This is a genomic window from Testudinibacter sp. P17/SS/0325 (assembly GCF_053570765.1).
The window spans coordinates 2,091,894-2,110,769 of sequence record NZ_CM131635.1 but is presented as its reverse complement, the minus strand read 5'-3'; the positions used below and the strand labels follow the sequence as shown (position 1 = coordinate 2,110,769).

Annotated in this window: 18 protein-coding genes and 1 pseudogene; 11 read left to right on the top strand and 8 right to left on the bottom strand. The window is 45.3% G+C overall.

The features are described from left to right. Window positions 1-60: 60 nt before the first annotated feature. Both ACWA50_RS10085 and ACWA50_RS10080 read right to left on the bottom strand, forming a co-directional pair. Window positions 61-588, bottom strand: a complete 528-nt coding sequence (locus ACWA50_RS10085) for an iron transporter (RefSeq protein WP_431052147.1) — start codon at window positions 586-588, stop codon at window positions 61-63. 24 nt (window positions 589-612) lie between these two features. Continuing rightward, entirely contained in the window at window positions 613-2,541 is a 1,929-nt protein-coding gene (locus tag ACWA50_RS10080) for an FTR1 family protein (protein ID WP_431052145.1), read from the bottom strand. Window positions 2,542-2,961: 420 nt separating this feature from the next. Here ACWA50_RS10080 and ACWA50_RS10075 point away from each other — a divergent pair, with 420 nt between their 5' ends. Further along, window positions 2,962-4,176, top strand: a complete 1,215-nt coding sequence (locus tag ACWA50_RS10075) for an aromatic amino acid transport family protein (RefSeq protein WP_431052143.1) — start codon at window positions 2,962-2,964, stop codon at window positions 4,174-4,176. A 76-nt stretch (window positions 4,177-4,252) separates the two neighbouring features. Here the strand turns inward: ACWA50_RS10075 and pta are convergent, their stop codons facing one another. Both pta and ACWA50_RS10065 read right to left on the bottom strand, forming a co-directional pair. Then, window positions 4,253-6,388, bottom strand: coding sequence for a phosphate acetyltransferase (gene pta / locus ACWA50_RS10070; protein WP_449343100.1), 2,136 nt, complete (start codon window positions 6,386-6,388; stop codon window positions 4,253-4,255). Window positions 6,389-6,460: 72 nt separating this feature from the next. Further along, window positions 6,461-7,666 (bottom strand): acetate kinase, encoded by a 1,206-nt coding sequence (locus tag ACWA50_RS10065; protein ID WP_431052139.1) that lies wholly within the window; start codon window positions 7,664-7,666, stop codon window positions 6,461-6,463. A 164-nt stretch (window positions 7,667-7,830) separates the two neighbouring features. Here ACWA50_RS10065 and yfbV point away from each other — a divergent pair, with 164 nt between their 5' ends. Next, the gene (gene yfbV, locus ACWA50_RS10060) at window positions 7,831-8,271 is read left to right on the top strand and encodes a terminus macrodomain insulation protein YfbV (RefSeq protein ID WP_431052137.1); all 441 of its coding nucleotides are present in this window, start codon (window positions 7,831-7,833) and stop codon (window positions 8,269-8,271) included. A 7-nt stretch (window positions 8,272-8,278) separates the two neighbouring features. Here yfbV and ACWA50_RS10055 read toward each other — a convergent pair whose 3' ends face one another. Beyond that, complete coding sequence (locus ACWA50_RS10055) at window positions 8,279-8,731, bottom strand: flavin reductase (protein ID WP_431054339.1); 453 nt, start codon at window positions 8,729-8,731, stop codon at window positions 8,279-8,281. A 255-nt stretch (window positions 8,732-8,986) separates the two neighbouring features. On the opposite strand from ACWA50_RS10055, the gene ACWA50_RS10050 reads away from it, so the two are divergent. The 4 genes and pseudogenes from ACWA50_RS10050 to ACWA50_RS10035 form a co-directional block, all read left to right on the top strand. Next, complete coding sequence (locus ACWA50_RS10050) at window positions 8,987-9,478, top strand: CvpA family protein (RefSeq protein ID WP_431052135.1); 492 nt, start codon at window positions 8,987-8,989, stop codon at window positions 9,476-9,478. Between the two features lie 57 nt (window positions 9,479-9,535). Continuing rightward, complete coding sequence (purF, locus tag ACWA50_RS10045) at window positions 9,536-11,047, top strand: amidophosphoribosyltransferase (RefSeq protein ID WP_431052133.1); 1,512 nt, start codon at window positions 9,536-9,538, stop codon at window positions 11,045-11,047. Window positions 11,048-11,055: 8 nt separating this feature from the next. Further along, the gene (locus ACWA50_RS10040; RefSeq protein WP_431052131.1) at window positions 11,056-11,622 is read left to right on the top strand and encodes a UbiX family flavin prenyltransferase; all 567 of its coding nucleotides are present in this window, start codon (window positions 11,056-11,058) and stop codon (window positions 11,620-11,622) included. After that, window positions 11,616-12,002, top strand: a pseudogene (locus ACWA50_RS10035) (DUF4143 domain-containing protein); the annotation flags it as partial. The gene ACWA50_RS10040 and the pseudogene ACWA50_RS10035, both read left to right, overlap by 7 nt. Here the strand turns inward: ACWA50_RS10035 and moeB are convergent. Next, window positions 11,999-12,721 carry a molybdopterin-synthase adenylyltransferase MoeB gene (gene moeB, locus ACWA50_RS10030; protein WP_431052129.1) on the bottom strand — a complete coding sequence of 241 codons (723 nt, stop codon included), beginning with the start codon at window positions 12,719-12,721 and terminating at the stop codon, window positions 11,999-12,001. The pseudogene ACWA50_RS10035 and the gene moeB overlap by 4 nt on opposite strands. Window positions 12,722-12,730: 9 nt before the next feature. Further along, window positions 12,731-13,963: a molybdopterin molybdotransferase MoeA gene (moeA, locus tag ACWA50_RS10025; protein WP_431052127.1), complete on the bottom strand. Its 1,233-nt coding sequence runs from the start codon at window positions 13,961-13,963 to the stop codon at window positions 12,731-12,733. A 125-nt stretch (window positions 13,964-14,088) separates the two neighbouring features. On the opposite strand from moeA, the gene folE reads away from it, so the two are divergent. The 3 genes from folE (at window position 14,089) to ftnA (ACWA50_RS10010) (ending at window position 16,599) form a co-directional block, all read left to right on the top strand. Further along, window positions 14,089-14,745, top strand: a complete 657-nt coding sequence (gene folE, locus ACWA50_RS10020) for a GTP cyclohydrolase I FolE (RefSeq protein ID WP_431052125.1) — start codon at window positions 14,089-14,091, stop codon at window positions 14,743-14,745. Window positions 14,746-15,584: 839 nt separating this feature from the next. Then, entirely contained in the window at window positions 15,585-16,073 is a 489-nt protein-coding gene (ftnA, locus tag ACWA50_RS10015) for a non-heme ferritin (protein ID WP_431052123.1), read from the top strand. Between the two features lie 10 nt (window positions 16,074-16,083). Beyond that, window positions 16,084-16,599 carry a non-heme ferritin gene (ftnA, locus tag ACWA50_RS10010; protein ID WP_431052121.1) on the top strand — a complete coding sequence of 172 codons (516 nt, stop codon included), beginning with the start codon at window positions 16,084-16,086 and terminating at the stop codon, window positions 16,597-16,599. Window positions 16,600-16,671: 72 nt separating this feature from the next. Here the strand turns inward: ftnA (ACWA50_RS10010) and ACWA50_RS10005 are convergent, their stop codons facing one another. After that, entirely contained in the window at window positions 16,672-16,821 is a 150-nt protein-coding gene (locus ACWA50_RS10005; protein ID WP_431052119.1) for a hypothetical protein, read from the bottom strand. Between the two features lie 93 nt (window positions 16,822-16,914). Between ACWA50_RS10005 and ACWA50_RS10000 the strand changes: the two genes are divergently transcribed. Continuing rightward, window positions 16,915-17,676, top strand: coding sequence for an FNR family transcription factor (locus tag ACWA50_RS10000; protein WP_431052117.1), 762 nt, complete (start codon window positions 16,915-16,917; stop codon window positions 17,674-17,676). A 99-nt stretch (window positions 17,677-17,775) separates the two neighbouring features. Further along, window positions 17,776-18,738, top strand: a complete 963-nt coding sequence (gene uspE / locus ACWA50_RS09995) for a universal stress protein UspE (protein WP_431052115.1) — start codon at window positions 17,776-17,778, stop codon at window positions 18,736-18,738. The last annotated feature ends 138 nt before the right edge of the window (window positions 18,739-18,876 follow it).

Below are 18,876 nucleotides of genomic sequence, written 5' to 3'. Positions count from 1 at the left end.
TACCACCCTGAAAAGCGTGCAAAACACCGGCAAAGCAGAGTGGTAACGACCGATTTCAGATCAATTCAAACCGGTATATTTAAATTCAAACGCCGCATCAAACGGTTTCCACCAGCGGCCGACACCGGTTTCGTCATCGGTATGGCGGTGCAACCCCGCTTTTGACGGCGGCTCGATGTGGTAAGTCACTTTATAGTTGCCCACGCCCATCATTTTGATGTTGGCGCCGTAGTGCGGACCGTCGCCGGCAACCATCGGCATAAACGTGCCTTGTTGTTTTTCACCGGTATCCAAATTTTCCAAGGTATAATTAATGGTCAGATACGGCATCCATTCGCCGGCGCCGAAGCCGTTTTTATTGCCTTCGATCGCATGAATATCCGCTTCCAGATGGATATCCGATTTCGCCGCCGGTAAACCCATACCGCGCGGTTCCATATCGATCGGCTGCAAATAAACCGCTGCGATTTCCATTTCGTTCATGGTAACCGGTTCGCCTGCCGGATACTCTTTGAATGCCAGCGCCGAGGTAGCGGAGAAGATACCGGCGACGAGGGTGGCGGTGAGCAATGTTTTTTTGAAGTTCATAAAATACCTCTTAAAAGTTTAGGATTAAATAGCGTGTAATGCCTGTTTTTTAGCGCTGATTTTCATATACAACAGGGCGAAAATCGCCGCCAAGATTAAAACGGCTTGCGGAATTAAGGTTTCGAGATACGGATAAATTCCCAACCAGGAAATTTCAGGGAAGCCGTCCAGTAAGGTCGGTTGAACCAGTTTTCCCTCAATCAGTTCCAACACGCTTTTACCGGCAAAGACAAACGCCATCAGATACATAAAGCCGCCCGTCAACATAAAGAACGGTTTTAACGGCAGTTTGACCACGGTAAAACGCATAATCAAATAGACAACCAACAATAACATCACGCCGATCGCAAAGCCGCCGAACAGATATACATAGCCGTCGGCAGATTGGATATCGCCCACTAATGCGTAGTAAAACAACACGGTTTCCGCCCCTTCGCGGTAAACCGCCAGAAAACTGGTGAGCCATAACCCGATCAACGAGCCGGTGGTCAGGGCGGTGGAGAGCTTGCCTTCAAGGTAGCGTTTCCAATTTTGCGCCTCTACTTTCGACAGCAGCCAATAGCTCATCATAAACAGCATAACCACGGCGAAAATCATGGTGATACCTTCCAATAATTCACGGTTTGCGCCGGAATTTTCAAACAGCAACTGGAAGATAAATGCGGTGATCACACTGGCGACAAGGGCGATAACCACCGATTGGCGGATAACCGGCAGCTTGTCCTGATGATGGTTTTTTACCAAATACGCCACAATCGCCGCCACAATCAGCAAGGCTTCCAAGCCCTCACGCAGGATAATCAGCAGGCTGTAGAGGAAAATATCCCAAGCGCCGCCGCTGTTTTGGCTTAATAAACTGACCGCACTTTGCAACTGTTGCGCCAAGCCGTCCGCTTGTTGTTGCAGTTGCTCCGGCGATTGCTGCGCTTTCATTTGCCCGACCAGACGGGTGAAAAAGCCCTCCAGGGTGGTTTTCAAATTGCTGTCGCGCGAGCCGATACTGCTTTCCATGCCGGAACTTTCGAACACATCGAAATAGGTGTCCTGCACCGCCATAATCGCCTCGTCACGCTTACCTTGTTGATAGTGTTGAAGTGCTTGCTGAATGCCTTGATTAACCTCGGCGGCGACCTGTTGCCAATTTTGCGTGCTGTTGTTTTGCGGCTCGGCGGCTTGCATTGCCTGCGCTTGTTGCGCCTGTTTGGTGGTCGGCAGGTTCGGCAGTTGATCTTCGATATCTTGTAATAATTGGGTAGTTAAATAGCCCAGCTCGCTCAGGTTTTCAGCCTGTTGTGCGGCTTTGATCAGATCGTAAAATTGTTGGTTGAGAGCGGAGGACTGGGTGGAAGAGCGGTTTTGCCGAATTGCCATTTCCATTTCGGAATTTTTGTAACCGTCATATTGCGCCTGTTGAATCAACTTCTTGGCGCTGTCCAAATCGCCCTCTTGGTAGGCGCTGATCGCTTGTGCCAGCAGATCGTCGATAATCTGAAAACTTTGTTGCCAATAAGGTGCAATCTCACTGTTTTGATACGCGCCGTGTTGCCCTTCGGCGGTGAGGCGGTGTCCGTCGTTCAACACCGATTCCAGCCGATTCAACTCATTTTTCAACCAATCAATTTTTTCTGCGATAACCGACTGCGGCTGATTTTGGGTGATCATCTTGCGGATTTCGCCGAAAGCGGCTTCCAACTGGTAGCTTTTTTGTGCGGAAATGTTGATTCGAATCGGGCCTTCCAAATTCTCAAACACCTCGAAATACGCCATTTGCACCGCACTTTTCGCCTGATTGACCTCGCCGTTTTGATAATACCCCAGAGTGTTATCCAAGCGTTGTTCAATATCGGCGATATAGGCGCGATAACGGTTATCACCGTCAGTTTCGGTCGCGCTCAGATTCAGGCTGACGGAGAAAAGTGCGGTCAGTAATAAATATTTAATAATTTTTAACATATTAGTAACACGAATAAAAATGAGAACCTTTATCATGATAAGATAGGCAAATTATGAGCCGATCAGAATTTATTTCAAGCGGATTTTCTCGAATATTTGTTCTACCTCAAAAAATGCAGCAATTTAATTCGGCAGTAGCGTGTTTAATATTGACACTAATAGTCGGGAAAAAGATTGAAGCCGCAGGATTTTTAGCGTTTTAGTCGCTAAGATTTATTAAAAAATATTCAATTTCATCTAAAAATCTTGCGCAAAATCACAAAATGACTATTTAATTCGGATGATACTTGCTCTTCATTCAAGATTCGAGTATCTTACGCGCACAATAAAAAGCGCTATTTCAATAGCCATCTATTTGCTTTCCGAGTAGTGCCCATTTCATGGGCACTTTTTTTTTAATCAGAAAAATCGAGACATGTTGTGAAAAATAAAACATTGGGCAGCACTTTATTGGTTGCCGGAACAACGATTGGTGCCGGGATGTTGGCAATGCCGATTACCTCCGCCAGTATGGGATTTTCATTTACCGTTCTTTTGCTATTGATTTTATGGGTTTTATTGTCTTACAGTGCGTTGCTGTTTATCGAAGTGTATCAAACCGCGCGGATTGACGACGGCTTGGCTTCATTGGCGGAGCAATATTTCGGTTCTGTCGGACGGGTTATAGCAACATTGGCGCTGCTGATTTTTATGTATGCGATTTTATCGGCTTATGTCACCGGCGGAGGTTCTTTGCTCAGCGGTTTATTACCGATCATTGGCGATGATGAAACCACAACCCAAGTCAGCATTGTGTTGTTTACCGTGGTGTTAGGCATTTTTATTATTCTCGGCACATCGAGTGTGGATGCGGTCAATCGGCTGTTTTTTCTAAGCAAAATCGCTATTTTTCTGTTTGTGTTGCTGATGATGTTGCCGCGCGTTTCTTTAGATAACCTGATGGCAATGCCGCTAAATCATGCGCTGATCTTATCTGCCGCCCCGGTTTTCTTTACTTCGTTCGGCTTCCATGTGGTGCTGCCGAGTATCGTGAAATATTTAGACGGTGATGTGAAGCGCTTGCGTATCTCAGTGATTGCCGGTACCGGACTTCCATTGATTGCCTATTTGTTATGGCAGCTATCCACCCATGGCGTGCTGAGCCAATCACAATTTCTACATATTTTACAACAAGACCCTACCTTGAAAGGTTTGGTCAATGCCACCCGTGAAATCACCGGCAGTCAGATTTTAAGCGAAGCGGTGCGGCTGTTTTCTTCGTTAGCTTTGGTGACTTCGTTTTTAGGGGTGTCTTTGAGTTTATTTGATTGCTTGCATGATTTGCTCAAACGGGTCAAAGTGCGGTCAAATCGTGCGTCGCTGGGAGTATTAACCTTTGTGCCGCCATTGATTTTCGCGTTGTTTTATCCGAAAGGTTTTATTTTAGCCTTAGGCTATGCCGGGATTATGTTTGCCTTTTATGGTTTAGTGTTGCCGGTTGGTTTGGCATGGAAAGCACGCCGTTTACATCCGAACCTGCCGTATCGCGTAATTGGCGGCAATACCGCACTTGTGCTCGCATTGCTGTTGGGACTGCTGATTATCGTGATTCCGTTTTTGATTGATACCGGTTATTTACCGAAAGTGATTGGGTGATCTCAATAATCAGACATAAAAAACCTGCTGTGAAAAGCAGGTTTTTTTGTCGGCTTATTATTGCTGCAAGCAACGATTATTGCGTTGCTTGAATGGCGGTTAATGCGATGGTGTAAACAATATCATCGACTAACGCGCCGCGTGATAAGTCATTGACCGGTTTGCGCATGCCTTGCAACATTGGTCCGATAGAAACCAAATCGGCAGAGCGTTGCACCGCTTTATAGGTGGTATTGCCGGTGTTCAAATCCGGGAAGATGGATACCGTGGCTTTGCCGGCAACAGGGGAGCCGGGGGCTTTAGAGCGCGCCACATCTTCCATCACCGCCGCGTCATATTGCAACGGACCGTCAATGATCAGGTCAGGACGTTTTTCTTGTGCCAAGCGGGTCGCTTCGCGTACTTTTTCCACGTCCGAACCTTGACCGGAAGAGCTGGTAGAGTAGGAAATCATCGCCACTTTCGGATCGATACCAAAGGCTTTTGCCGAATCAGCCGATTGAATCGCAATTTCAGCCAATTGTTCCGCACTTGGATCCGGATTCACCGCACAGTCGCCATAGACCAACACTTGATCCGGCAGCAACATAAAGAAGATGGACGAAACAATGGAGTTGCCCGGTGCGGTTTTGATGATTTGCATTGGTGGGCGAATGGTGTTTGCCGTGGTGTGAACCGCACCGGAGACTAAACCATCGACTTCCGCGGCTTCTAACATCATCGTGCCTAATACCACATTGTCTTGCAGTTGTTCTTCCGCAACCACTTCGGTCATGCCTTTATTTTTACGCAACTCGACCAAACGCGCCACATAGTTTTGGCGCACCATTTTCGGATCGATAATGGTGATACCCTTGCCTAATTGAACGCCTTGCGATTCAGCAACACGGTTGACATCTTCCGGGCTTGCCAACAAGATACATTCGGCAATACCGCGTTCAGCACAAATCGCCGCCGCTTTAACCGTACGCGGTTCGTCGCCTTCCGGCAACACGATACGTTTTTTGGCGCTGCGTGCCAGTTCGGTTAATTGATAACGGAATGCCGGCGGCGACAAGCGGCGCAAACGCGAAGAAGAACCGACCAAACTGTCGATAAACTGCGGATTATATTGCGCACTGGTGAATTGTTTAATGGTTTCGATTCGTTCCGCATCATCCGGCGGCACTTCCAAATTGAAACTTTGCAGGTTGAGCGAGGTTTGCCAAGTGTTGCCTTCGACACGCACCACCGGTAAGCCGGTTTCAAAAGCTTGTTGGCACAGTTTGCTGATTTGGGTATCGATTTTATAACCCCCGGTCAGCACTAAGGCACCGATTTTGACGCCGTTCATTGCTGCCAAACAGGCTGCAACCAATACATCCGGGCGATCCGCAGAGGTCACCAACAGACTGCCGGCACGGAAATGCTCGACCATGTTCGGTAAATTACGGGCGCAGAAAGTAATGCCGTGGATACGACGGGTTTTGATTTCACCTTCATAAATGATTTGCGCATTTAAGTGCTTGGCAATATCAATCGCACGGGTTGCAATGAGGTCGGCATTCCAAGGAATACTGGCGATCAAAGTCAACGGGCTTTTTGAGAATAAATGGCGAACTTCATTGATTGAGCTTTCGTTCTCTTGGAAAGAATCAAAAATTTCGCTCAAATCCGGACGGGTGCGGCCGCTTTGATCGACCGGAGCATTAAATTTATTCACCACCACACCGACTAAATTCGGGTTGTTACGTCCGCCAAAATCACTGGCAACCGCTTCCAAACGTTCGATTAATTGGCTTGGGGTGTCCGTGCCCGGTGCGGCGACCAGAATAATTTCCGCATCCAACGCTTGCGCAATTTCATAGTTAACACCGGAGGCATAGGTGCTTTTACTGGTTGGAATCAAGCCTTCCACAATCACCAATTCGTTTTTGCTGCTTAAGGATTGGTGTTGCGCAACAATTTTTTCCAGCAACACATCGGATTGGTTTTGACCGATCAACGATTCCGCTTTACTCAGCATAATCGGTTCGCCGGTATCGACTGAGGTGCTGTTGCGCAGGATAGAGGTGGTACGGTCAATCTTATCTTCGCCACTGCTTGGTTGCGAGATCGGTTTCATAAATGCAATTTTTACGCCTTTTTGTTCAAGCGCATGCACCAAACCCAAACTGACACTGGTCAGACCGACGCCGGCACTGACGGGAGTTAAAATAATGGTACGAGACATAATAACGCCTTTTGTATATTGAATAAAAATCTTAACCAAAAAACTGCCGACTTGAGTCGGCAGCGGAAAATCTTAGTTTACGGCCAAGCGCGCTGTATCTTGGGCAATAACCAGTTCTTCATTGGTCGGGATAACCAAGGCTAATGGGGAATTATCGCTGGTAATTTTGCCGGATTTACCGAAACGCGCCGCCAAATTGCGTTCGTTATCCATGTCATAACCGAATAATTTCAGGTGTGCCAAAGTCAATTCACGGATATGCGCCGAGTTTTCACCGATACCGCCGGTAAAGACGATGGCGTCCAAACGCTCGCCGATCACCGCCATATAAGAACCGATGTATTTGGCCAAACGGTAGCTGTACACGTCGATAGCGCGTTTGGCGTCTGCTTTGCTGTCATAGTTGTCTTCCGCATAGCGGCAGTCGCTGGTCACTTCGGTCAAGCCCAATAAACCGGATTTTTTGGTCAGTGTCGTTTCGATTTCTTCCATTTTCATGCCGAGGGTATTGTACATATAGAAGATGATCGCCGGGTCGATGTCGCCGGAACGGGTTCCCATCACTAAACCTTCCAACGGGGTTAAACCCATTGAGGTGTCGATACATTCGCCGTGGCGAATCGCTGCAACCGAACCGCCGTTACCTAAGTGACAGGTGATCACGTTCACTTTATCTTCCGCAATATTCAGCTCTTTCGCCACTTCGCGGCTAACATAATAGTGGCTGGTGCCATGTGCGCCGTAGCGACGAACGCCGTGTTCTTTATACATGGAATACGGCAGGGCATATAAATAGGCTTCCTCCGGCATGGTTTGGTGGAATGCCGTATCAAATACCGCAACGTTTTTCTCTTTTAACTCAGGGAAGGCTTTAAACGCTTCTTCAATCCCGATTAAATGCGCCGGGTTGTGCAACGGCGCAAATTGTACTGCGTCACGGATACCTTCGATGACGTCGTCATTAATCAGTACGGATTGAGTAAATCTTTCACCGCCGTGTACGATACGGTGACCAATCGCCACAATACTGTCTTTTAATCCTTCGCCTTGTGGTAAAATTTGGTTCACGATAAAATTTAATGCTTCGCTATGCGCCGCACCGGCGCCCAAATCGGCATTGCCTTTTTCGCCATTCAATTTCCATTTGATACGGGCGTCTTCTAAGTGAAAAGCTTCTGCCAAACCTGACAGTTTCTCATCACCGGATTGAGGATCTAAAATGGCAAATTTCAAAGAAGAACTACCGCAGTTTAGAACCAGGATCAATTTTTGTGACATAATTTTTTAACCTATTTCATGTTGAGTTAAGTAAAGGCGCAGTATGCGCAGAAAATTATCCGATATAGGATACACTTTTGATAGAATAAAATAAATTGCAATTCGAGAGAAATCCACGCAAAACGTGATCTTTATAACGATTCATTAGCGATGAGCAGGACAACATGCACCTTTTTACCACTTTTAAGTTAGGACAACATTATCTGGAAACATGGCCGCAACAGGCAAAATTAGGCATGATTTTTCCGGAAAACCGGGTTATACGGGCGGTTCGTTTTGCGCAAAAAGCCATGCCGGCAATTGCCGTGGCGGCGATAGTCTGGCAACAAATCGCCCTGCCGGGCAATCAAATGGCGTTGGCGGCGGCAGTGCTGACCGCACTTTTCGCCCTCAGTTTTCCGTTGCAAGGGTTGTGGTGGTTAGGCAAACGTGCGCAGCAGCCGTTGGCGGAAAGCGCCAAACAAGCCTATCAAAAAATAGCCTCGCTTTTGCAACAACAGCAGGTATATCTCATCTTGGCTGAAAAACCGACTTTTATGGATTTGGCAAAGATATTAAAATCAGCCGATAAACACTTATCGGCTGATTTTTGGGAGGAATTGTAGAGTGCATTTATAATGCAATCGTTTTAAACGAACGGTTAAAATAGAGCAGTGCTTCGCCGGGTTGCAGGTCAATCGTATCAATTTCAATAAAAAAGACACTGTGCGTGCCGATATGATTATCGGCAACAATACGCCCTTGCAGATTGACCAAGGCATTGCGCAAGTGCGGTATGCCGTTTTCGGCATTTTGCCACACATCCCACGCCAAGCGTTGTTCCATCGTGCTGTCCGCCATCGCGGCAAAATGCAGCGCTAAATCTTGTTGTTCCGCCTTGAGAATATTCACTGTCACCTTGCCATTCCGTTTGATAATATCATGTACTTCGCTGGCTTGATTGATACAGACTAACAAGGTTGCCGGGGAGTCGGTAACGGAAGTTACTGAAGAAACCGTAAGCCCAATCGTGCCCGCTTCGCCGCTGGTGGTTAAAATGCTGACAGCCGATGCCAAATGCGCCATGGCATCACGGAAAGAGGATTGTGTGATCAAGAGAGTATCCTGTGTTAAAAAGCGTGTTAAAAAAATGTTTCTAAACAATAGCAGAAAACCGTTTTAAATTCGAGATCTATCGTGGCGCAACCGAGCAGGAATGTTTGCTTTGTAAATGGAATTGACCTTGATTTAAAAATTTCACTACGCAACCATAGCCTTTTTTTGTACAATAACGCCTTCATCACGCTTAGCGTTCCTTTCTATTTTTCCTAGAGTTTTTACATGATAGATTACCTGATTATCGGCATTATTATTTTCTCCCTTATCGTCAGTTTATTGCGTGGTTTTGTGCGAGAAGTGATGTCGCTCGCCAGCTGGGTGATGGCTTTTTTCGTTGCCAGCCGCTTTTATCCTTATCTTGCCGGCATGCTAACCCAAATTGAATCGGAACATATTCGTATCGGCGCCGCGATTGCCATTCTGTTTATTTGTAGTTTGATTGTCGGTGCCGTGATTAATTATATTATCGGACAATTGGTCGACAAAACCGGTTTGACCGGCACCGATCGTGTGTTAGGCGCCTGTTTCGGCGTGTTGCGCGGAGTGTTGATTGTTGCCGCTTTACTTTTCTGTGTGGATACGTTTACTAATTTTGACCAGTCCGAATGGTGGAAAAATTCAAAACTGATACCGCACTTTGGTTTTGTGGTAGAATGGTTCTTCGAACAGTTACAACAGAATTCTTCTTTTTTAACGCCTAAATCTAAATTTTAACCGTTAAATTAACTCTCAATTTATACTGCTAATTACACCGCTAAGGACGAGACAAAAATGTGTGGAATCATTGGAATTATTGGGCAGACCCCCGTTAATCAAGCTATTTACGATGGTTTGACCGTGTTGCAACACCGTGGACAGGACGCCGCCGGGATTGTAACGGTGGATAATGAAAATCGCTTCCGCTTGCGTAAAGCCAACGGCTTGGTCAGCGATACGTTCCAACAAATCCACATGACCCGTTTGCAGGGCAATGCAGGGATTGGGCATGTGCGTTATCCGACCGCAGGCAGCTCCAGCGTTTCCGAAGCACAACCGTTTTATGTCAACTCTCCTTACGGCTTAACCCTCGTCCACAACGGCAACCTGACCAACTCCGAGGAACTCAAACAAAAACTTTTCACCTTAGCCCGCCGCCACGTCAATACCAATTCCGATTCCGAAGCCCTATTAAATATTTTAGCCTATCATTTAGATCAAGCCGACGATCTAGACTTATCCGCAAATGATATTTTCAACGCAATCAGAAAAACCCATCAGGATATTCGCGGCGCTTATGCCTGTGTGGCGATGATTATCGGTTTCGGTATGATCGCATTCCGTGATCCGCACGGTATTCGACCGCTGGTATTGGGACAGCGCCAATTAGATAACGGGATTATCGAATATGCCTTTGCCTCCGAAAGCGTCGCGCTGGATGCAATCGGTTTTGAGTTTGTGCGTGATGTCAATCCGGGCGAAGCGATTTATGTTGATTTTAACGGCAATTTCTCTTCCGAACAATGTGCGGTCAACCCGGAATTGTGTCCGTGTATTTTTGAATATGTGTATTTTGCCCGCCCGGATTCCTGCATTGACGGCGTATCCGTTTATGCTGCGCGGGTACATATGGGCGAGCGTTTAGGCAAAAAAATTGCACGCGAATGGCAAGATTTGGAGATTGATGTAGTGATTCCGATTCCGGAAACCTCCACCGATATCGCCTTGCGGATTGCACACGAATTGGGCGTACCGTATCGTCAAGGTTATGTGAAAAACCGCTATGTCGGGCGTACCTTTATTATGCCGGGGCAGGAACAGCGCAAAAATTCGGTACGGCGTAAACTGAACACCATTTCCTCTGAATTTAAAGATAAAAACGTGCTGTTGGTTGATGATTCGATTGTGCGCGGCACAACCTCGGAACAGATTGTGGAAATGGCGCGCCTTGCCGGGGCAAAGAAAGTCTATTTTGCCTCCGCCGCACCTGAAATTCGCTATCCTAACGTATATGGCATTGATATGCCGACAAAAAATGAACTGATTGCTTATGGACGCAGTGTGGAAGAAATTGCCGAACTGATCGGTGTTGATCGCTTGATTTTCCAAGATTTAAACGATTTAACCGAATCGGTGCGCCAAGAAAATCCAAACATCCAACATTTTGACACTTCGGTATTTACCGGCGAATACATTACCGGTGATGTGTCAAAAGAATACTTAGAGAACATCGCGTCGGTGCGCAACGACAAAGCGAAACAAACGCAAGCAGACGCAACTAATTTAGAAATTCATAACGAAAGATAAAACTTAACGTGAAAAAACCCCGTTTAATCATTGCCATAAGTGGCGCATCCGGTGCGATTTATGGCATTCGTTTATTGCAAGTGTTGCAGCAAACCGAGATCGAAACCCATTTGATTATCAGCAATGCCGCCCGCCAAACCATTGCAATGGAAACGAATGCCAGTATCGCCGACGTGCGCTCGCTTGCCGATGTGAATTATGATATTCGTGATATTGGCGCGGCGATTTCCTCCGGCTCATACCGCACTTTAGGGATGGTGGTTGTGCCGTGTTCGATCAAAACCTTATCGGCAATCGCTCATTGCTACAGCGACGATCTGATCAGTCGCGCCGCCGATGTCTGCCTGAAAGAACGTAAACCGTTGCATTTATGCGTGCGTGAAACGCCGCTGCATTTAGGGCATTTACGCCTGATGACCCAAGCCGCCGAAATCGGCGCGCAAATCACCCCGCTCATGCCGGCGTTTTATCATCAACCGCAAACCCTCGACGACCTGATTAACCAAAGCGTCAACCGCTTGCTCGATCAGTTTGATATTGCACTGCCGCAAGATCTATTTCAGCGTTGGGGCTAATGGCATGATTAACCAAGTGGCTGACTGAAGCCTTGCAAAATGGTGCAAAAAGCGGGCAATTCTTTGAAACCTTTGTTGTGAGTGAAATTATTAAATCATTTTATAATCAAGGAATTATTGAACCGCCGCTATATTATTATCGTGATACCAATCAAAAAGAAATTGATTTGATTATTGTTGACGGGCAGACCCTCTATACCGGTTGAGATTAAAACCACGGCAGCACCGAATAAACAAATGGCGAAAAATTTTGCATTACTCACAAGCATTATTTCGCCAATAGTGAAATTACTGTTGCGCCAGGGACAATTATCAACCAATATCCGGAAAAATTATGGCTATCGGCTGATGTGGCGGCTTTACCGATTGATTACATCTAGCTCGGCAACTTGATTTCCCGAATCGCCATATTCAAGCCGTCGATCATCAATAGCCGTCCGCACAAGTTTTTACCGATATTTAACCGCACTTTGATTGCCTCCAAGGCTTGAATCGAGCCGACGACGCCAACAATCGGCGCAAGCACGCCGGCTTCGACGCAACTTAGGGTATTTTCACCGAATAGGCGGCTCAACGTGCGGTAGGTCGGGGTGTTTGCTTGATAGGTAAATACCGAAACCTGTCCTTCCATGCGGATTGCCGCGCCTGAAACCAGCGGAATTCGGGCTTTTTCACAGCAATGATCCAGTAAATTACGAATTTCAACGTTATCGGTACAATCTAATACCACATCCGCCCGAGTGACAACGTCACTTAACTCGATTTCATTCAGCTTGGCATTGATGGTTTCAATTTGAATATGCGGATTTAATTTCTGTAGTGAAAGTTGCGCCGACCGCACTTTGGGCATGTCTAAACGGCTGTCATCGTGCAACACTTGCCGTTGCAGATTTGACAGCGACACCGTGTCAAAATCCAACAGCGTTAAATGTCCGACACCGGTAGTTGCTAAATATTGCGCGGCGGCACAGCCTAAACCGCCCAAACCGACAATCAACATTTTGCTGGCTTTCAGCTTTTCCTGTCCGTCAAAATCAACCGCTTTCAGGATAATTTGGCGGTTGTAACGCAATTCTTCTTGATAACTTAATTCGGTCATTTTAAGCACTTAATTTAAAATAGCGGTATCGAACGGTTCAATCGTAACCGTTTCGCCGACAGCAACATTGCCACGTTCCTGTTCCAACACGATAAAACAGTTGCTGGCAACAAACGAGCTAAACATATGCGAGCCTTGAAAACCGACTGAGCGCACTTCCAGTTTGCCTTCCGCATTGACGCTGTAAAATCCACGTTGAAAATCCAAACGGCCGGGGGCTTTTTTCAGCGGCGTGGTTGCAACGGCAGTTAATTGCATGGGTTTTTGCCATTCGGCATAGCCGCTTAATTTGGCAATCACCGGTTGGACTAATTGATAAAACGTGACCAAGGCTGAAACCGGATTGCCCGGCAAGCCGCAGAACCACGCCTTTTCCAATTTGCCAAAGGCAAAGGGTTTGCCCGGTTTGATTGCCAGTTTCCAAAAATTAATTTGCCCTAGTTTTTCCAATACGGTTTTGGTGAAATCCGCTTCACCGACCGAGACACCGCCGCTGGTGATCAACAAATCCGCTTGCTGCTGGGCTTGGGTAAATTTTTGTTCAAACAGAGTAGCATCATCAGGCAAAATGCCGTAATCCAGAATTTCACAATGCCATTTTTCTAACATCAGTTTGACTGCAAAACGATTGGTGTCATAAATTTGCCCGCTTTTTAGCGGCTGTCCGACCGCAACCAATTCATCGCCGGTTGAAATCAATGCCACTTTTAACCGTTTGAAAACACGGACTTTTTCAATACCTAAAGAGGCAAGCAGCGGCAATGAAAGTGCGGTCAGTTTCGCCCCTTGTTTCAACACGATTTCACCGGCTTTGACATCCTCGCCGATACGGCGGATATTTTGCCCGGCTTTCACCGGCGCAGTAAAGCGCACGTTACCGTCGCTATCAAGTTCCGCCTGTTCCTGCATAATCACTGCATCGCAACCATATGGAATCATCGCACCGGTCATAATTCTGACCGCACTTTGCGCCGTCCAATCGCCAATAAAAGGCGAACCGGCGAAACTTTTTCCGGCAATGGGTAGAGTTTGATTTTGTTGTAGATCGGCAAGGCGCACCGCGTAACCGTCCATCGCCGAATTATCAAAATTCGGCACATTAATCGGCGAGGCAATATCTTCGGCACAAATGCGGTTTTGCGCTTGATCCAATGGAATGAGTTCGGTTTGTGCGTCCGCCGGAAAGGGAAGTGCGCTAACGATCTGATTTAATGCTTGTGCAAGGGTTAATAATTGATTCATACAAGGTCCTCAGTAAAATAATGGCGCTATTTTAGTCTTATTTTAACGTTATTTCGCATGATAATAATTAATTTTTCGCGTTTTTTTTGCTAGAATGGCGCACTTAATTTTAACTGGAGTAATAAATGAGCAATATTTCTGTTGAAGCCGCCAAAGTGCGCGATGCCTTGTTGGCGAAAGGGATTGAAACCCCGATGAAAAGTGTGGGTTTAAGTTTGGAACAGCGCCGTAAACAAATTGAAAAACATATGCGCGAAGTGTTGCAGCTGATCGGCTTGGATTTAACGGACGATAGTATTGAAGAAACGCCGGTTAGAATGGCGAAAATGTATCTTGATGAAATTTTCACCGGCATGGATTACGCCAATTTCCCGAAAATCACCAATATTCGCAACCGCATGAAAGTCAGCGAAATGGTGTTGGTGAACGATGTTACGTTAACCAGCACCTGTGAACACCATTTTGTCACCATCGACGGCAAGGTTTCGGTGGCGTATTATCCGAAAGATTGGGTGATCGGTTTGTCAAAGATTAACAGGGTAGTTGCATTCTTGGCGCAACGTCCGCAAGTGCAGGAACGCTTAACCGAGCAGGTTTTGACCGCACTTCAAACCATTTTGCAGACTGAAGATGTGGCGGTTTATGTGAAAGCCACTCATTTTTGCGTAAAATGCCGTGGGATTAAAGATACCAATAGTTACACCGTCACTTCAGCTTTCGGTGGCGTTTTTCTCGAAGACAGAGAAACGAGAAAAGAATTTCTTAGCTTGATTAGCAAATAATAATAAAAGACTGACTTATTAAAAATCCACTGAATAGTGGATTTTTTTATCGCGACAATACACAGATCAAATATCCCGTTTCCAACAGATTTCATCATAACAATCGTTGTTTTTTGTTGAAATAATGTCATCCCAAATAACGCCATCAATCAATTTCACCTTACACTTACAAAATAATGACGTTGTAATTTCAATAAGGATAACTGATTAAAACCACGTGCCAAATCAGCCTAGAGCGGCGACTTTCTGCGATTTCATTCATTTTCATCCTTGTGTATAACCCTGTGATTTATTTAACCCGTAGCGGTCACTCACCGCATAACTGATTTCGCATAATGCATATTATGTTAAATAAAGGAAATTAACAAGTCACTTTTATGTCACTTCGGATATCCTCTGTTTTTGTGACGCTGTCTTGATAAATTGCATTATTTATTCAGATAAAAATCCGTCCATGCTTCACATTCATTTCGGTTTAGATTGCAATTACAACGGATAACACGATTTGATTTGATGAAAAGATAAATTTTTTAAATTCGCCCGTACTCCCTTTAGAAATATCAGGCTTTAGCAATTTGAAGATAAGGATAAAACTAAAATCCCTTTTATTCATATTCGGATTTCAAATTACCCTACAGGTTGATGATTGGGATTCTAAATATTTTATAAATGATAACGGTTGTGATTGTTTTATTTATTAATAAGTTACGGTCATTTTTTGTCTTTTTTGCTTTTATTTGAGTGTAATTCGGCGTATTATGTTCAAGGTAACTGCTATTAATGTCTCAATTTTAATAGTTTTCCTCAAATATCAATCACTTTTTGAAAAGGACATAGCTATGTTAGACAAAAAAGTCATCAATAAGCTAAACGAACAAATTAATCTTGAGTTCTACTCTTCTAATTTATACCTGCAAATGAGCGCATGGTGTTCGCAAAAAGGATTCGAAGGTGCGGCACAATTTCTGTTACGACACGCCGATGAAGAAATGCAGCATATGCAGAAACTATTCCAATATTTGAATGATACCGGGATTATGCCGGTGTTGGGCGAACTGGACGCGCCGCAAGCGGAATTTTCTTCGTTAAAAGAAGTGTTCGAACTGACGCTGGAACATGAAAAATTTATCACGAAAAAAATTAATAAACTGGTTGAAGTCACCTTTGAGTGCGGCGATCAATCCAGTTTCAATTTCTTACAATGGTACGTTGCCGAGCAACATGAAGAAGAAAAGCTGTTCAACAGTATCATCGACAAATTCAATCTGTTAGGCGACTCAGGTTTATCGCTCTACTTCATCGACAAAGAATTAGCCACATTACAATAAGGAAGAGATCATGTTATCGAAAAACGTTATTGATGCATTAAATGCACAACTGAATTTAGAATTTTTCTCCTCTAATCTTTATCTGCAAATGAGCGCTTGGTGTGAGAAAAACGGCTTTCCCGGTGCGGCTCGGTTTTTATTGGCGCACGCCGATGAAGAAATGCAGCATATGCGCCGTTTGTTCACATACCTGACCGAAACCGGCGCGTTGGCGGTGATTGGTAAAATTGAAGCGCCGCAATCGGATTTTGATTCGTTAAAAGAGATTTTTGAATTGACCTATAAACATGAAAAATTGGTCACCTCAAAAATCAACGAATTAGTTGCGATGACCTTTGAAGACAAAGACTTCTCTTCTTTCAACTTCCTGCAATGGTATGTTGCCGAACAGCACGAAGAAGAAAAATTATTCAGTGGTATTCTGGATAAATTTAATTTGGTCGGCACCGATGGTCGCGGCTTGTACCATATCGATGGCGATTTAGCGACGCTGTCGGCGGCGACTGCGGAAAACGCAACAGGCTAAAAACTAACCGCACTTCCTCTTTTACCTAAGCCTGCTTTTCTCTCGGAATAAGCGGGCTTTTTGCGGCTAAGCTTATTGGCTGCTATCCGTTTGCTCCGATTCCGACTCAAGTGCGGTTGGCGGATGATACTGGCAACTGCGATAGCTGAATGCCCCAATTAAAATAATCATTGCACTTAAAAGCTGAATCAAGCGCTTTTTTGTCAATTTTTCTGCTGCCATTTTGTATCCTTGTCATTTTAATACTTCTTATATATCTTGAATAATGCTAAAATTATTGAGATAGATCAATTTTTTCTTTAAAAGGTGTGAAGAATGACCCCAATGAATATTTCTGCTGTACGCGTCCAATCTGGTGGCTGCGCCATTCACTGTCAAGAATGTAGCATCAGTACGCTGTGTATTCCATTCACATTAAACAATCAGGAATTGGATCAACTTGACAATATTATAGAGCGAAAAAAACCGATTCAGAAATCACAAGTGATGTTTAAAGCCGGTGATCCGTTGCGCTCCTTATACGCCATCCGTTCCGGCACGATTAAAACCTATACCATTAGCGAAACCGGCGAAGAACAAATTACCTCTTTTCATCTACCGGGCGATTTAGTCGGTTTTGATGCGATCACCGATATGCGCCATCCAAGCTTTGCCCAAGCGTTGGAAACGGCGATGGTGTGTGAAATTCCATTCGATATTTTGGATGATCTTGCCGGCAAAATGCCGAAACTCAGGCAACAAATTATGCGTCTGATGAGCAGCGAAATCAAAAGCGATCAAGCGATGATTTTATTGCTATCGAAAATGAATGCCGAAGAGCGGTTAGCCGCGTTTATCAATAATTTGTCACAGCGCTACTCTGCACGTGGCTTCTCATCGAAGGAGTTCGGTTTAACCATGACCCGCGGCGATATTGCCAATTATCTTGGCTTGACCGTCGAAACCATCAGCCGCTTATTGGGGCGTTTCAAGAAAAACGGGATTCTTTCGGTGCAAGGCAAATTTATCACGATCACCGATTTAGACAAATTACGCGCACTGGCTGATTCGACAAAATGTAAGACGCATACATCATAATGCCTTACTCATCAAAAAATGACCGAAGATAGTTGTTGTTTAATAAAATATCCTCTATATTGATAGTGTTCTCCCACTATGAATTTGGAGGTTATTATTATGCGTTTCAATAATATTTTGGTTGTTATCGACCCCATGCTGGACACTCAGCCCAGCCTTTTACGCGCATTACATCTGGCAAAACAGCTTAAAAAAGCCGACACGCCTGCCAAGCTGACTCTCTTCCTCTCTTTATATGATTTTTCCTTTGAAATGAGCGCGATGTTATCCGCCGAAGAACGGGAAAGTATGCACAGCGGCATTATCAGTCAAAAAGAAGAATGGCTGGCAGAACTCATTCGCGAGACGGTGCCGGCCGATTCCGGGATTGAAATCAAAACGTCCGTGGTATGGAAAAGTCGCGATTATGAAGCGATTATTGAACAGGTTGAGCTTGGTAAACATGATTTGGTCGTGAAAGACGCCAAACCCGCCGAAGGCTTGGAAGCCTTGATTTTTACCCCGACCGACTGGCAACTGCTACGTAAGTGCCCTTGCCCGGTGCTGATGGTGAAAGAACACGAATGGCAGCCGGAAGGTCGGATTTTGGTGGCGGTCAATGTTGCCGATGATGAAGATTATCACGATATTTTAAATAAGAAATTAGTCAATTCCAGTTTGGATTTGGCGAATGTGCTTGCCGCCGGACGAATTCATTTGGTCACCGCCTACCCGACTACGCCGGTGAATATGGCGATTGACCTGCCTGAATTTAACCCGAATGCTTATACCGACAGCATTCGCGGACAGCATTTGATCAATATGAAAGCGTTGCGCCAGCACTTCTCAATTAACGAAGATCATACCCATGTTGAAGAAGGGTTGCCGGAAGAAGTGATTCCGCAGGTTGCCGAAAAAATCAAAGCCGAATTGGTCGTGTTAGGTACGATCGGACGCACCGGATTGTCCGCCGCCTTTTTGGGCAATACCGCCGAACACGTGATTGGGCGTCTGAATTGCGACGTATTGGCAATCAAACCGGATCCTTACGAACTGGAACAGATGAATAACAGCCAAGACTAAACATTAAAGAGGCTTTCCGCGCTGAAAGCCTTTCTTTAGCCTAACCGCACTTTCACGCAATTTAATTGGCAATAATAATTGGTTATTATCTATCCAAAGCTATTCCCTATCAAAGCTATCAATAATACACATTGGTAT